This is a genomic window from Streptococcus sp. 29887, from assembly GCF_032595075.1.
GTDB lineage: Bacteria > Bacillota > Bacilli > Lactobacillales > Streptococcaceae > Streptococcus > Streptococcus iners.
Window position 1 is genome coordinate 1269304 of record NZ_CP118735.1, and the last position, 16929, is coordinate 1286232.

General features: G+C 41.5%; 4 protein-coding genes. 1 reads left to right on the plus strand and 3 read right to left on the minus strand.

The window, feature by feature from the left end; genetic code table 11:
* The first annotated feature begins 103 nt into the window (after nt 1-103).
* Nucleotides 104-748, plus strand: coding sequence for a glycerol-3-phosphate 1-O-acyltransferase PlsY (plsY, locus tag PW252_RS06330; RefSeq protein WP_248049969.1), 645 nt, complete (start codon nt 104-106; stop codon nt 746-748).
* Between the two features lie 286 nt (nt 749-1034).
* Here the strand turns inward: plsY and addA are convergent, their stop codons facing one another.
* The 3 genes from addA to PW252_RS06345 form a co-directional block, all read right to left on the minus strand.
* Nucleotides 1035-4853, minus strand: a complete 3819-nt coding sequence (addA, locus tag PW252_RS06335) for a helicase-exonuclease AddAB subunit AddA (RefSeq protein ID WP_248049968.1) — start codon at nt 4851-4853, stop codon at nt 1035-1037.
* A complete protein-coding gene (gene rexB / locus PW252_RS06340; protein ID WP_248049967.1) occupies nt 4853-8122 on the minus strand; it encodes an ATP-dependent nuclease subunit B in 3270 nt (1089 codons plus the stop codon). Before rexB ends, addA begins: the two co-directional genes overlap by 1 nt.
* Before the next feature lie 160 nt (nt 8123-8282).
* Nucleotides 8283-16409: a MucBP domain-containing protein gene (locus PW252_RS06345; RefSeq protein WP_316716643.1), complete on the minus strand. Its 8127-nt coding sequence runs from the start codon at nt 16407-16409 to the stop codon at nt 8283-8285.
* Nucleotides 16410-16929: the final 520 nt, after the last annotated feature.

Sequence of the window (16929 nt, forward strand, 5' to 3'; positions counted from 1 at the left end):
TTTTTGGGCATTTTTGCAAAATTTTTCTGTTTCCTATCGGCTGAGACAGCTTACAAAATAAGATTTTGGACTAAATCAGATGAAAATATGCTATAATGAAAACATGTTAGTCAATCTTATTTTACTATTTATTGCATATTTATTGGGATCTATCCCGTCAGGACTTTGGATAGGTCAAACTTTTTTCAATATCAACATTCGTGAACATGGTTCGGGAAATACTGGAACAACCAACACATTCCGTATTTTAGGTCCGAAGGCCGGGACCATTGTATTTGTCATTGATTTCCTCAAGGGAACCTTGGCAGCCTTGCTTCCCGTCATCTTTCATGCCCAAGGAATTTCTCCGATTGTCTTTGGATTGATGGCTGTCTTAGGACATACTTTCCCTATCTTTGCCCAATTCAAAGGTGGTAAGGCGGTTGCAACATCTGCTGGTATGCTTCTGGGCATCGCACCTGCTTTCTGTCTTTATCTCATTCTAATCTTTGCCAGCTCACTATATTTGACATCCATGGTTTCCTTCTCCAGCGTATTGGCTGCCGCTTTAGCAATCTTAGGAGCTCTGCTATTTCCAGCACTAAAATTTATCCTACCTAGCTACGACTGGCTCTTTACCATTATCATCGTCTTTTTGGGGCTCTTTGTCATCGTTCGACACAAGGAAAATATCCAGCGGATTTTGAAAAAAGAAGAAAATCTTGTCCCATTCGGCCTCAATCTAACCAAACAGAAAAAGCGAGTTTAATCACTCGCTTTTAGTTTATAGTCTTTTAGTTTACTTTTAGTACTCGCTCCAAAGGTTCGGGGAACCTTTGGAGGTTGGAGATATAGCGAACAAAGTTCGCCTCAATAGCTGCAGACAGCTTATACAGTCGAGTGACTGTGCAAGGTTGGAGATAGCACTTGCGGAGCAAGTTACCCCTGCAGAGTACTGCAAAGCGAGTTCAAACAATCCAGTGGAATGTTTGAAGTTGGAAATAAGGAAACGGAGTTTCCTCTTGCGTCGAAGTAATAAAAGAAAAACTAAATGACTATATTTTAACTTCAACCACTTCAATCCTCTCCCCACCAAGCAAAATCAAATGGCAGTCTACACGATTTATCTTGTAGGCTTTTTTCAATGCTTCTGCGTAGAGTTGCATTTGAGCTTGGTAACGTTGGCTGAGTTGGCTTGGTTGGTCATACTTGTCTGTCTTGTAATCAAAGAGGACAATGTGATCATCATAGAGTAGGTAGCCATCGATAATCCCGCGAAGGACAAAATCTTCCTGTGATACAGGATCTATCTGCAAACTTGCAAATGGAGCTTCTCGGTGTAGTTTGTCGGTATTGGCTAGAATTTCCTGACCCAAATCTGTATCAAAGAAATCCAAGATCTTTTGAATATCAATCTTGTCCTTAACAGCCTGATCTGCATGAACAGCTTCTAGAGCTTCTCTTACCGTATCTTCTGTTACCAACCAAGACAAGTCCAAGCGTTGCATAAGTTCATGGACTGCTGAACCGACTTGGGCACCAGTTATTTTTGGTTTCTTGGAGAAATCTGGCAAGTTGAAGGTCCGTTTTGTTTTGGATTTTGCCAAGTCCTGCCTTGTATCGGACTTATCCATGATTTCCATTCCTTCTTGTTCCAAAATAGGCTCATAGAGTTTCTTGATTTGACTTGGAGTGCGTAAACTTGGTAATTCTATAGCTGACTTGTATTTGGCATTCAGTTCTTGGACAGAAGACAATAATTTCAAACCAATCTCAATGTCTTTTAACTGGATTTTTTCTATTTGATCCGACTTCACCTCTTTGGCTTGATCAGTTTGGTCAGCTTGCTCTAGTAGTAACTGTTCAGACACAGTAACCTCTACGGTTTCAGTTGCTTCTTTTGCACCTTCTTCCACAGTTTCTTGCTCTGTCTGTTCTTGGTGGCCTCCCCCTTGTTCACTGTCTTCTTCCATGTCCTCATCCGTCACAAATCTTTTCTTGAAGTGAAGGTCTTGACCAGCAAAGGCAGCGTCAATAGCTAGTATCCAATCTTGAAAGCTGACCATATTTTCTCTTGTTGATTTAGACAAGACACCATTTTCTTGTTTGCCGTCGTACCGATCTGCTAGTTTTTCTTTGTCCCCTTTTCCAACCAAGTAGAGTTTTATCTCGGCTCGGGTCAGGGCTACATAGAGCAAGCGCATTTGTTCAGATAGATTGGCAATTTTCAGCTCTTGCAAATTACGACGATAGGGAAGAGTATTCATCAGCACGCGCACCTGGGGTAATGAACTCCTTACCCGATTTTTCATATCTGCCAGATACTGAACCCCAAGTCCATTTTTTCGACTGATAATAACAGACTGGTAATGGTCCTCTAAGTTAAATTTCTTATCAATATTCATAAGAAATACATACTTGAACTCCAACCCCTTTGACTTATGAATAGTCATGAGTTGCACTGCGTTTTCCGGAACAAATTCTTGAACATCTGCCAGGTCTTTGTCGTTGGCCAAGGCACGATCAATCATGGCAATAAAGCGAGATAATCCCTTGTAACCAGTCTTTTCAAATTGATGAGCACGCAAACCCAGGGCGTAAAGATTAGCCTGTCGCTTGCTGGCATTTGGCAAAGTCCCCACATAGTCGTAGTAGAATTTTTCATTGAAAATCTTCCAAATCAAATCATGGATAGAATGTAGCTTGGCAAAAGAACGCCAGCTATCCAATACTGACAAGAAATGACTAATCTTAGTTTGCAAACCTTTTGTAATCAAGTTTTTCCTAGCACAATTCTCTTGGTCCGTATCATCTTTGATACCTTCTATTTGTTTTGCTTCTTCCATCTTTTGATAGAAAAATCCTGTATTAGCCTGTAGGGAAATGCGGGTCAATTCATCCTCATCAAATCGAAACATAGGAGATTTGAGAAGGGCTACTAGGGCATAATCATTGAGCGGATTGTTAATTACCCGCAAGGTATCTAGCATGACCATGACTTCCAAGGATTTCAGATAGGATGTTAACCCACCATCAGCCACTAAGGGAATACCATACCGGTCAAAAATGCTTGTAATCAGATGATTGTGAGTTCGTTTTTGGACTAATAGCGTAATGTCTTCAAATTTTACGTCCTTCTCCTTATGCAGACGTAAGATTTCCTTAGCCACCATTTCAACTTCGCCAGCTGATATGGCCACCTCCTCTTCCCTATCCTCTGTATCAGTCTTATCTTCCTTCTGACTATAGAGCCAGTACTCCATCTGATTTTCTGGCTTATAAGTAGGGTTTTCACTATTACCAAAGACTAGGCGGTGGCTGCCATCATAGTTAATTTCACCCACCTGTTTATCCATAAGGCGAGTAAAAATCGCATTAGTAGCTTCTACAACCTCGATACTGCTGCGGAAATTCTCCTTGAGTAATATCAATTTTCCTGCCTCTGGATTAGACTGATAAAGTTCAAATTTCTCTTGGAAAATCATCGGATCAGCCTGACGGAAGCGATAGATTGATTGTTTGATATCCCCTACCATGAAGCGATTGTGCCCATTAGACAGCAAATCCAACATTCGCTCTTGACTGTGGTTATTGTCTTGGTACTCGTCCACCATTACCTCATGGTACTTGTCTTGGAAATACTGGCGAATGTCCTCGTTTTCCTCTAAAATCCGAATGGCAAAATGCCCAATATCCGAAAATTCAAAGGCAGCTTCCCTGATTTTCAACTCCAAATAGGCTTGTGAAAAATCCAAAACAAAATCACGCAGAAGCTCCAACAAAGGCAGAGCTTGAAGCTGGTAGTCTTTAAGCAAGTTCAATTCATAGACTTCCTGCCCTAACTCCCGCAAGCCTTCAATAATTTGTTTTTTACCAGCATTATATTCTTCCTTAAAAGCTAGTAAATGCTCATCCTTAGGACGCTTAGCATTTGTCAACCCCCTGCCATTTGATTGTTTATTGATGAGTAGAATTTTTTCAACCCGTTCCATCAAGTCCTTTAGACCCAAGCCATCTAAATCTGTCAAAAGACCCACAACCTCTTCAACATTAGCAAAATATGGAGCAGAGCCAAAATCTTTTTTCCCCCACTCCACATGGTAATGGAAAAAATCTGCAGCATCATAAAGCTGGTCCAAAACAGTTTGCTTATAGTCTTGCTCAAGCATCTGGTCAATTTTTTCCTGGCTATAAAGTTCTGACTGAACAGCCTTTTCTTTTAGCCATTGGGTCGGATTGCTAGTTGATTGGCTAAAATCGTAAATCTGGTAGACGACTGCACGAAAACCGCTATTGTCTTTCCGACTACCTGAAAAATTGCCGACCAGTTTACGAAAGTCCCCTGATTTGTCATTTTCTAAATAGTTTGCAAAAATCTGACTAAAAATTTCTTTTTTGAAACTAGATTTCTCAACCTCATCTTGTAGGATACGAAACTGAGGCGAAATACCCAGACTATAGCCATAGGTCGTGACTAATTTCTGCGTGAAAGAGTCCATGGTCCCGATATCAGCCTTGGTCAAATCAGCCAACTGAGCTGATAGGTGCCGCCTCAAGTCCATATCGCTAGTCGCAGCAATGGTTTTATTAAGATTGTCCTCAATCCGGTCCTTTAGCTGACCTGCTGCCTTAACTGTAAAAGTAGAGATAAAAAGCTCTTCAATCCCCACACCACGTTGTAGCTTGTCCAGTATCCTCTCCACCATGACAAAGGTCTTGCCAGAACCAGCTGACGCTGAAACAAGTATGTTCTGACTATGACTATAAATAGCTTCAATCTGCTCAGGTGTCCGCTTGGGCTTCTTTGCAGAAGCAGCCTCCTCCAACTGAATAGCACGAATTTCTTCTGCACTTAAAAATGGTTCAAAAGCCATTAGTCCTCTTCTCCTTTCATTCTCTCTAGCCAATTCTCTCGTTTTGTTTCCTTGACTAAACGACGAGCCATTCCCATATGTCGATCGGCCTCAAAACCAGTGATGGCCTTAAGTTGCTCACCAGCAACCGAACGTCCATCTTTTGTATAAGGGTTAATAGCAAAGCGACCATTGAGAATTTCCTCAGCAGCCTTCTGATAGAGATGTCGATTATGCTCCAGTAGAATATCACATTCCTCTTTCTCATAGGTCTGCTTCTCTGTCTTATAAAGGGATGAAAGACCTTGACTTTCCCCTTTAATAAATAAACCCTTGTAGACTAAACTGGTATTGGCAAGCTGCTCTAGGTCTTCCATATTCTTCGTATCCTTTAATCGGATAAGAGGATTTTGTAAATGTAGATACATAGCTCCAAAAGCAGCCTTTTCTTTTGTTTCTTTCAGATGGCGCACAGCTTCCAAATAAGTGACCAATTGTGGTTTCAAACCATTGTAAAAATCAGCCAATGAGAAGGTCTGATCACTGGACTTGTAATCTACGATACCTACAGCATTATTTATCAATAAAGTATCCAAGCGGTCAATAGTACCATTGATATGAATTGGCCGATTGCCCTGAGTATCTAGGATTTTAATAGCTTGTTCCTCACGGAAACTCTTTTCCTGACCATCAATAGCGACCAAATCATTATCCCTTAGAACAGTCGCTGTAGAGCGAGCAATCGTATCTAAAACTTGCCCCGTGAACTCCGCTTCGGCATCCTGACTATAAAACATCTTAAACTCCGCTTCATTTTGAGTGTCAGAAATAGCCTTATCCAACTTCTGCTCAAAACTATCACTAGATTTGTCCATAGCAAAGCGTTCCATGACACGATGCAGAAATAGCCCGTGCTGGGTCACTGTCGGATGAATGGTTTCCTGCTCCCGCAAGCGTAGGACGTTGCGAATAAAGTAGAGATACTGGTTATTGTAAAAATTGGTCAAACTAGAGGCCGATAGTTTTAAAGGCTTATCTGCTGGATAGAGAACTGCTCGAGTATCTTCACTTAAGGCGATTGGACTGATATCATCCTTGATTTCAGGAATAGAAAGATCTTTTGCTGCAAATTTTTCTTTTAGTTCGGACACCAGACTAGTCCAAAAAGCTGATTGACCTTGCCAGTCTTGTTCAAGGCTTGAGAGGGCTGGCTCTTTTAACTGAGAGAGCAAGCCTTTATAGTAGCCGACATCTTGAAGATTTGGCCTGAGTGTTCGACCATGCGGTATCACTTGAAACTTCATCAGCTCGACGAGAAGGCCTATATAAGGGGATTGAGGATCTTCACCTTCATTGTATATCTGAGGTGCAGAAAGAACCAAGTGTTCCGTAGCCGCATTTAGTAAGGATATCATGGTAGCGTGGTTTTTCTTAATATTGTCACGACTGACCAAGTCAAAACGAGAGGAGCTAGCTGATACCAGATTGACCTTGGCCATCTCTTCTTCGGTCAAAAGACTGGTATTCTTAGCAACTTTTGGGAAATTAGCCTGGCCCATACCGATAGCAAAAACGTACTTGGCAGTATGAGGCATAATCAAATCATAGGATTTTACATTGACCACATCGACTGTTGCTGGAACAGTCCTATACTGACTGGCCTGCATTCCAGCTTGTAAAATAGCCAGAAAATCATCCAACTTCATCTTTTCATGACCAAAAATCTGACGAAGAGAATGAAGAGTATGGATAAAGCTATTCCAGACTTGTTCCGCCTTATCCTGCTCTGCTTCACCTAGCTCTTTAGTGAGCACTTCCATATTTTGAGTTAGCTGAACAGCCTCTAAAAAGACCATAAATTTCTCTAGTAGACTACTAGCCTTTTGCGGACCAGCCTTAAACAAGGTCAGCAAAGGCTCCATAATCCTGGCCCGCAGAGGTTCTAAGACATTCAAATCATAGATAAGCCCCTTCTCCTTAACTACCTCCTCATCATAGTCTGCTCTGCTATTGACCGAAAAGGACCGTGAAAAAGCAGCCTGGCCCTTCATATCTGCAAATTGCACATAAGATTCAAAAAGATCCAGTTCCTTTGGAGAAATACTGGCGTACAAGCCTGATTTGAGAAGGTTGAGCAGGTCCTCTGGTCTGAAACGATTGCGACGCAAGCGTTGGAGTGATTCAACAAAATGCACGAGGGGATGGTGACTCATCTCTTCTGCCTTCCCCAAATAGTAGGGGATGTCAAATCTATCAAACACCTTGCCAATTTGTAAATGATAGCTATCAACATCGCCAACCAACAAAAGAATATCCTTGTAACGAACACCCTGGCTAAGTAGCTGACGAATGGCGATTGCAACCTGCTCCACTTCAGCTTTTTGATTGATAGCTTTCCAAATCTCAAGCTTACTTTGATCTGCCTCCGTTAGGGCAAGCTGAGAACCACTATAATCGTAATGACATTCCATATTCTTGGAAATTTTACCTAGACTATCCAAAACAGGCTCCTGACCAATGTAGTCAATTTTGCTGCTAAACTGGGCGGATAAGTGACGCAAAAAATCAACATTGGCCTGGTAAACATTTCCTTCAATATAAGCAGCCTTTACAGCCTTTTTACTAGCATAAACACCTATCAAAATCTCCGATACCCGTTCATTTAAGGCGCTTACCAAGGCCTCCTCTTCTGCTGAGAAACGAGAAAAGCCATCTATAACAAGGACTATATCTTTTAACTGCTGATCTAACTGACCTGTTTCAATCATACTAATCAGCTGTGCTAACTTGGACCGGTGCTCAAAGCCTTCTTTGACCAAAACATCAGTTACTGCCAGAATTATCTTGGTCAAATCAGCCTGTTTGTCTGGAGAACCCATGGCTTCCAAGTCTAAGACAGACATATTGGCCCCTTGCAACTCTTTATATAGTGCTACTAGTTGATTGATAAAACCAAAATCTGTCTTTAGACGCCCGTAAACTTTCAAATCACCATCTTTAAACTGTGATAAGACACGGAAAAAAACCATGGCCAAGCCTACATCATCAAGCGACAGCCCTTTCTCTACCTTATCAATCAACAAATAGCGTCCTAATTGACCGAAACGTGTCACGATAATGTCAAAAGTAGCTTGCTCTGGCAAGTATTCCAAAACCTTGCGTTCCATTTCAAATGATAGGGAGTTAGGAGCAATATAAAAAACACGCTTCCCTTGTTTGGCAAATACTGCCGCCTGCTCTGTCAGATACTGTGTCAGAGGATTACGAATATCTGTATAGACTAATTTCATTCGGCCACCACACTTTCTTAAAATATTCTATGTCTAGTATAGCAAAATTTAGGATAATAAAAAAAAAAATGGTCCAAAGGACCATTTTTCCGAAAAGCCAAACTTTTCTTATTTCTTCATTTTATATAGTAAAGGGGGAATCCTTCTACTACTAAAACTATTAGTCTTCGTTGCGACGACGTTTACCTGCAAGAGCAAGAGCTGCGATAAGCATACCTGCACCAAGTACTGCTGCTGATGATGAAGCTTCACCAGTGTTTGGCAATTGAGCCGCACCAGCTTTAGCAGTTGTTGCTGGAGCTGATGGTGTAGCTGGAGCTGCAGGAGCCTGTGGTTTTGGTGTCGCAGGCGCTTGAGGCGCTGGACTTGCAGGAGTTTCTGGTTTTGGTGCAACAGGGTTGCTTACCTTACGGTAAACATGATATGTATTACCATCACCATCAGTATATGTCTTACCTGTGAACTCGTATCCTGGGATTGACTTGTTAGGTGTTGTACCTTCTTCTTGCGGTGCAATTGGGTTACCGTCTTCGTCAACGTGGTTTGTCACAACCTTAGTTACCTTACGGTAGATATGAGTTGTGTTACCGTCGGCATCCGTTACAGTCTTACCTGTGAACTCGTATCCTGGGATTGACTTGTTAGGTGTTGTACCTTCTTCTTGCGGTGCAATTGGGTTACCGTCTTCGTCAACGTGGTTTGTCACAACCTTAGTTACCTTACGGTAGATATGAGTTGTGTTACCGTCTGGATCTGTTACAGTCTTACCTGTGAACTCGTATCCTGGGATTGACTTGTTAGGTGTTGTACCTTCTTCTTGCGGTGCAATTGGGTTACCATCTTCGTCAACGTGGTTTGTTACAACCTTCTTAGCAGGTGTTTCTACTTTACGGTAGATGTGAGTTGTGTTACCGTCTGGATCTGTTACAGTCTTACCTGTGAACTCGTATCCTGGGATTGACTTGTTAGGTGTTGTACCTTCTTCTTGCGGTGCAATTGGGTTACCATCTTCGTCAACGTGGTTTGTTACAACCTTCTTAGCAGGTGTTTCTACTTTACGGTAGATGTGAGTTGTGTTACCGTCTGGATCTGTTACAGTCTTACCTGTGAACTCATATCCTGGGATTGACTTGTTAGGTGTTGTACCTTCTTCTTGCGGTGCAATTGGGTTACCGTCTTCGTCAACGTGGTTTGTTACAACCTTCTTAGCAGGTGTTTCTACTTTGCGGTAGATGTGTGTTGTGTTACCATCTGGATCTGTTACAGTCTTACCTGTGAACTCGTATCCTGGGATTGACTTGTTAGGTGTTGTACCCTCTTCTTGCGGTGCAATTGGGTTACCGTCTTCGTCAACGTGGTTTGTTACAACCTTCTTAGCAGGTGTTTCTACTTTACGGTAAACATAAGTTACTTCAGTAGTCTTACCACCTTCAACAGTACCAGTTTCTGAACCTTCCACACGAACAAGCTCATAAGTTGTACCATCTTCTGTAGTGATAGTGTTTGGCTTGTTGTCAGTTGTGTCATAAGACTTACCTGCTGGAGCGTTTGTTTCATCTTGAACAGGTGCCTTAATGACTGTACCATCTTCAGTCACATAGTTCACCACAACGTTACCATTTTGAACGTAAGGGATTGGTGTGTCGATACCTGACTCGTCTGGAGTTGGTGGCACATAACCCTTGCTTGGATCTGTTGGATCAACCGGTTTCAATGGCTCGTTGGTCTTAGGATCTACTGGTGTGAAGCCTGGAACATGTGGAATTGATGGAACTTCACCATCTGGGTAAGGTGTTGTTGGATCAATTGGCTTATCTGGGTTAGTTGGATCGAATGGGTAAGGGATTACTGGGTTAACTGGAGTTGGATTCTCTGGTGTTGCAGGAATTTGTGGGATCCAGTTAGCGACTTTCTTATACACATAAGTGATCTCAGTTGTCTTACCACCTTCAACTGTACCTGTTTCAGAACCAACTGTCTTAGATGGGATCAAGACATAACGTGAACCATCTTCTGTAACAATCTCAGTTGGCTTGTTATCAGTTGTGTCATAAGACTTGCCTGCTGGAGCGTTTGTTTCGTCTTGAACTGGTGCCTTAATGACTGTACCATCTTCTGTCACATAGTTCACCACAACGTTACCATTTTGAACGTAAGGGATTGGTGTGTCGATACCTGACTCGTCTGGAGTTGGTGGCACATAACCCTTGCTTGGATCTGTTGGATCAACCGGTTTCAATGGCTCGTTTGTCTTAGGATCTACTGGTGTGAAGCCTGGAACATGTGGAATTGATGGAACTTCACCACCTGGGTAAGGTCTTGTTGGATCAATTGGCTTATCTGGGTTAGTTGGATCGAATGGATAAGGGATTACTGGGTTAACTGGAGTTGGATTCTCTGGTGTTGCAGGAATTTGTGGGATCCAGTTAGCGACTTTCTGGTACTTGTAGGTTACTACAGTTGTACCTTCAGCAACTTCACCTGTTTCAGTAACTGGGTTACCATTTGGATCTACAGCAGTTGTCTTAGATGGAACCAATACATAACGAACGCCGTCTTTCACGATTTCAGCTGGCTTGTCGCCTTCGTCAGTCGTATCGTACTTAGTACCTGTTACAACTGCGTTCTCGTCAAGAACTGGGTCTTTCAGAACGTTTGATTCGTTACCTGCTTCAACATAACGGATAACAACTGAACCTGTCTTCACGTCTGGAGTTGGAGCAACAACCTTACGGTAAACATAAGTTACAACCGTTTCACCTTCTACAACCTTACCTGTTTCTGAACCTTTTGTAAGAACTGGAACAAGCTCGTAAGTAGTACCATCTTCTGTAGTGATAGTAGTTGGTTTGTTATCAGTTGTATCGTAAGCTGTACCTGTTGAGCTAGATGGAGTATCTGTTACAGGTGCTTTGATAACGTTACCTTCTGTATCGATGTAGTTAACAACAACTGAACCTTTCACTTCTTCGTAAACGTAAGTGACTTGCTTATCTTCACCAGAAGTGATTGTTCCGTTTTCTTCGCCTGTAGTTGCGTTTGGAACAAGCTTGTATGTCTTACCATCTTCTGTTGTGATTGTTTCAGGTTTGTTGTCTTCAGTTGAGTATGTCTTACCTGGTTCAGCGTTCTCTTCATCCTTAACTGGAGATTTGATTACTGTACCGTCAGTTGTTACATAGTTAACTGTTACAGAACCTGCTGGCTCGTAAACATACTTAACTGTTGTCGTACCTTCAACAACGTCACCAGTTTCAGCTGCTGAGTCAGCTTTCACTTCTTTGTAGTAGTAAACTGTACCGTCAGCTGCTGTGATCTTAGCTGGTTTGTTATCAAGAGTTGTGTAGGCTGTACCTGTTGATGATGCAGGAGTATCTTCAACATCTTCGGCAATCTTCTCACCTGCAGTGTTGTAGTACTCAACAACAACGTTACCTTTCACTTCTTCGTAAACGTAAGTGACTTGCTTATCTTCACCAGAAGTTACTGTACCGTTCTCTTCGCCTTTAGTTGCGTTTGGAACAAGTTTGTATGTCTTACCATCTTCTGTTGTAATAGTTTCTGGCTTGTTGTCTTCTGTTGAGTATGTCTTACCTGGTTCAGCGTTTTCTTCATCCTTAACTGGAGACTTGATCACTGTACCATCAGTTGTGACATAGTTAACGGTTACTGAACCTGCTGGCTCGTAAACGTAAGTAACTTCAGTCGTACCTTCTACAACCTTACCAGTTTCAGATGCTGAACCAGCTTTTACTTCATCCTTAGGCAAGATGTAGTAAACTTCACCAGTTGTAGCGTTGACGATTTTCTCTGGTTTGTTATCTGTTGTGTCGTATGGTGTACCTGTATCAGAAATCTGAGTATCTGTCACGTCCGCCGCAATCTTGTTGCCTTCTTTATCTTCGTAATGAACGATGACATCACCTTGTACCAATTCGTATACATAGGTCACTTCTGTTGTACCTGGTGTAACAGTACCTGTTTCATTTGAAGGAATTGCAGATGGAACAAGTTTGTAGATTTTACCGTCTGCAGTAGTGATTGTGTTTGGACGGAGGTCAGTTGTATCGTACTTAGTACCTGTAGATGTTTCTGGAGTGTCTTCTACTGTGCTTGCTGTTTCTTTGCCAGCATCAGTTACACCTGAAATTGGGTTACCATTTTCATCCACATAGTTAACAATAACGTTACCTTTCACTTCTTTGTAGACGTACGTTACTTCTGTTGTCTTACCAGCTTCAACGTTACCAGTTTCGTTACCGATTGTTGCAGTTGGGATCAACTCATAAGTCTTACCGTCTTCTGTTGTGATAGTAGTTGGTTTGTTATCAGTTGTGTTGTACTCAGTACCTGGCTTAGCGTTTGTTTCATCATTCACTGGTGCCTTGATAACTGTACCGTCTTCGAGTTTGTAGTTAACAACAACGTTACCAGCTTGTTCAAAAACGTATTGAACAGTTGTTGTTGTTTCTGCTACTTTACCAGTTGTTGGTGCAGAAGTGTCTTTCACTTCTTTGTAGTAGTAAACTGTGCCATCTGCTGTTGTGATAGTTTCTGGACGGTTGTCTTCATCTGTGTTGTAGACAGTACCAACAGACTTGTCATCTTCATCGACAACAGTTGCTGCAATCACTTCACCAGCTGTGTTGTAGTATTCTACAACGACGTCAGACTTAACTTCTTCGTAGATGTAGGTTACTTCAAGTGTCTTACCAGCTTCAACATCACCCGTTTCGTTACCTTTAGTCGCAGTTGGAACAAGTTTGTAAACTTTGCCATCTGTAGTAGTAATCGTTTCTGGTTTGTTATCTTTTGTATCGTATGGACTACCTGGTTTTTGATTTGTTTCATCGTTAACTGGTGCCTTAATAACTGTACCGTCAGCAAGTGTATAGTTCACGACAACATTACCTGCTTTTTCGTAGACGTAAGTTACTTCTGTAGTACCTTCTACGACTGTGCCGGTTTCTTTAGCTGCATCTTCTGGCTTGATTTCCTTGTAGTAGTAAACATCGCCAGTACCATCTTCAACGATTTTCTCTGGTACACGGTCAGCAGTAGAGTACTCTGTACCTACAAGAGCATCGTTTGTATCAACAACAGGAGAGGCAATCACTTTACCGTCTGTGTTTACATAGTTCACAACAACATCGCCATACTTAGGATTTTCTTTGTAGTAAACTACTTCGTTGATGTCTGCGTCAGTTGCAGTTACAGTCTTATCCTTGACTGTTTCTGTCATTGGCGCATCAGCACCTTCAAGAGTTGTACGGCTTGCTGTATAGCCTGAAACTTCTGGAAGAACATTTCCTTTAAGTGTATCTGTTGTATCTGCTACCCAGTCACCGTAAGTAATCTCACCAGTTACAAGGTTTACTTGAGCTGGACGAGTGAAGGTTACAGTTTCAGTCTTAACAAGTGGTGTACCTTCTGTTGAACCTTTTGGCAATACATTACCTGCAGCATCTACAAGAACTGGTGTACCATCTTCATACTTGTACTCAACTGTACGAGTAACTTCTTGAGTTGCTTCCAAGTTTTTAAGAGTGTCTGGCCATACTGGTGAGTTTGGATCTGTTGGATCTACTGGCTCACCTGGTACAGCAGTCTTAGGAATATCAACGATACGAGGTTTGATGACAACAAGGAATTCTTGCTTCACAGTTTCATCGTAGTCATAATCTTGACCAGCTTTAGTAGTGAAGTTGTCAGATACAAGGTCATAACCCAATTTCTTATACTTGTTAATGGTATCTTCAGTTGAGTAAGTGATATCTGTACCTGGGTTACCTGTCAAGGTACCTGAATCTTCCAAGAAGTCTGTCGCACCTTGAACTTGGTAGCGGATGATAGCTTCTTGTGGAACTGGTGTGTACCAATGAGTTGTAATGGTATCAGTAACTGTACCAGGCGAGTTACCTAATGTGTAGTTCTGGAAGTAGCCGGCATAGGTCAATTGAATACCTTGTGGATTTCCAAATTCATCAAGAATAGGATAGTAAGTCTTACCGTCTGCTGCAGTATAAGGAGTTACATTTGCATCACCTGCTTGACCTTGTAACACCCTATCCCAATCTTTTATTTTTATTTCTTCCAATTTTTGAGGAACAACTACTCTTTCTCCTGAATTAGCCTTTCTAATCCAGTGAGTTTGAAGTCTACTTCCAGCTGCATCTAACGCACGAACACGGAAGACATACAATTCGCCTTCTTTTGCATTTGGATTCATCAAAATTTCAAAGATGTTCCCGTTTGCTAGCGTAAACTGTGCAGGATCTGTTACGACTGTGCCCGTATTAACTGCATCATCTGCAAGATTACCAATTGTATTAGCTGGAATCTGCATTACCTTGAACTTAGTCAAAAGCTCTGGATTCAAAACTAAGTTTGTATTGGTAGCACCTGGAGCTATGACTGAAGATTCCATCAACTTCATGAAACCATCTGAGCTTAACAAAGTATAACTTGGAGTAGCAGTTGACGTTGGATCGATTAAGTAAAGGTCTTTTGTAACTGTACCATCTTTATCTACAGGAGTGGCAACTAGCTTCGAACCAATTGGTGAACCAAATGGCTCACGCGTCTGGTCAACATAACTTGTTGCAGCATATTTTGGATAAGATTTTGTTGTTGTCGTCGTTTCGACAAATTTGTAACCTGGAATCTCACGTACACCAGATGGAGTATTTACAAGTCCAGGCTGTGAAACCATTGTATAAGTCGCCAGATCCTTGCCAGAATCTTTTACGCTATAGTATGTAGGATGTTCTACTAACCTAGGTACAAGAACGTTTGATTGAACAGTGTTATTGTCAAACTGGAAGGATAGAGTACCAGCTGTCGAGTCCGTTTTCGTTTCTCCTACAAAACTTACAACAATAGGCAAATCAACACCAGAAGTTGCTTGGAAAGTCGTAAAGTTTGCAGACTCTCCAACATTCAAATAATTAGATTCTAGGACCGTTCCGTCTTTAGTAACTAATTCTACCAAGATTGGTGAGGTAGCTGGATCAGCAGTTGCTGAAGCACGGAAATAGGCACTGTCAGTCCTACCATATTTTAAAGGATTTGCCTTAGTTTCATCTGGTGTCGGCTTTTTATCTGGTGTAAAGCCATATGGATAAAATCCTGGGCGCACTGCATCATACCAGCTTGATAGGGCTGCATAGTGGAATGTGTAGTAATTTGCAACCTTCGTTCCTGTCATTGTGCCATCTGTTTTTGAGGCAACACTTGCTCCGTTTGGATCATCCATAGAAGGTTTAGTTGATTGTGCTTCTACTAATACCCCTGTTCCTGAACCAATAGATGCACCTGCTGCAACTTCAAGTGATACTTGGATATCTTCAGTTCCCAAGAATTTACGCAATTCCAAAGCCAAGGCTTCAACATTAGTACGAACTGCATTGATTTGTTCATTAACATTTTCAAGAGTTGTTACTGAGTCTTTCAAGACTTTAGTTGCTTCACTCGCTGCTAATTTTGTTGCGTTAGCCGCTGTTTTCAATGCAGTATTATCGCTATCAGATGTAGCAACAAGGCGGTCAGCTTCATCAGACAAAACTTCAGCTTCTGAGATGTTTTGCTCAAGAACTACTTTAGCTTCAGCAACAGGTGTTTGCGCTGCTGCAGTTTTAGTAGTTGTTGAAGTTGTTGCTGGTGCTTGCGTTGTTGAAGTTGTTGCAGTTGCTTTCTTAACAACTTTCACTGCTACAAGGTTTTCAGCCCCTTCAGTCACTTCTTGTGATACTGTAGATGCTTGACCATTCGCCAATTCGTAACCTGCTGGCAATTCTGCTACTACTTCAACAGTCGTTTTTGCACTTGCATCTGTTGTTGTAACTGTAGTTGATTTCACTACTGCATTTACAAGTGTGCCATCTTCAAGAACATACTTAACGATGTAATTGATAGTAGCTGTACGCTCAGTTGCTGTCGCTACTTCTGTAGATGGTTCTGTTGTCGTTGCAGCTTCTGTCGCTGATGTTTCAGTGGCAGTTGAAGCTACCGTTGCTGATGCTTCTGTTGACGCAACTGTCGCTGACGTTTCAGTTGTAGTTGACGGTGCTACTTCTGCACTTGCTTCTGTTGAAGAAACAAGCGTTGTAGTCGCTGTCGTCGTTTCTGATGATGCAGCGGTTGTTTCTGCTTTAGCGGTTTGCGCACCAGCACCCATTGCTAGTGACATACCAAGCAATACGCTGGCCGCACCAAAATGATATTTACGGATTGAAAAGTGTTGTTTCATTCCGTACCAATCAAATGATTTTTTCTTTGCTTTTTGCATTCGAAAAAACTTCCCCCTTTTTTATTATATTGATTACTTAAGTTTTCAAATTTTCTGTAAGAAAACATGGAAACTTCGGTAACAACTTTTGTATTTTACAATAATAACTGCTTTAAATCAAGAAAAAAGTTTTGAAATATAAAATTTTTTCAACATTTTTTTCATCAATAAATTTGTTAACGTTACCAAATTATTTGAAATTTAGAATTACATCTAGCAGGCTTGTTTGATATGTTTTTGTGTAAAGTCTGAAGAGGGGAAAATGGCGCGCCCGAATGTGGCATTTATATATGAAGATAATTGCTCATTTCCACGGGATGAGCATATCCAACTGCTAGAGTAGTTGAATGATTTGGAGAAAAATTGATAAGTGATTGTCTAGGTTATCAACAGTAAGAAACTGGAAAGAAGGGTAGAATTTGTCTTACTATGGGGGCTATTGTTCACAAATTCTTATCATGCTTTTGATATTTTTCACCTAAATGCTTGGGAGAAAAAATAAGAACCCTGTTATCTACAG

Excerpts from the sequence above, each read along its gene's own strand:
- rexB (WP_248049967.1), bottom strand. The coding sequence starts at position 8,122 with ATGAAATTAGTCTATACAGATATTCGTAATCCTCTGACACAGTATCTG.
- addA (WP_248049968.1), bottom strand. The coding sequence starts at position 4,853 with ATGGCTTTTGAACCATTTTTAAGTGCAGAAGAAATTCGTGCTATTCAG.
- plsY (WP_248049969.1), top strand. The coding sequence starts at position 104 with ATGTTAGTCAATCTTATTTTACTATTTATTGCATATTTATTGGGATCT.
- PW252_RS06345 (WP_316716643.1), bottom strand. The coding sequence starts at position 16,409 with ATGCAAAAAGCAAAGAAAAAATCATTTGATTGGTACGGAATGAAACAA.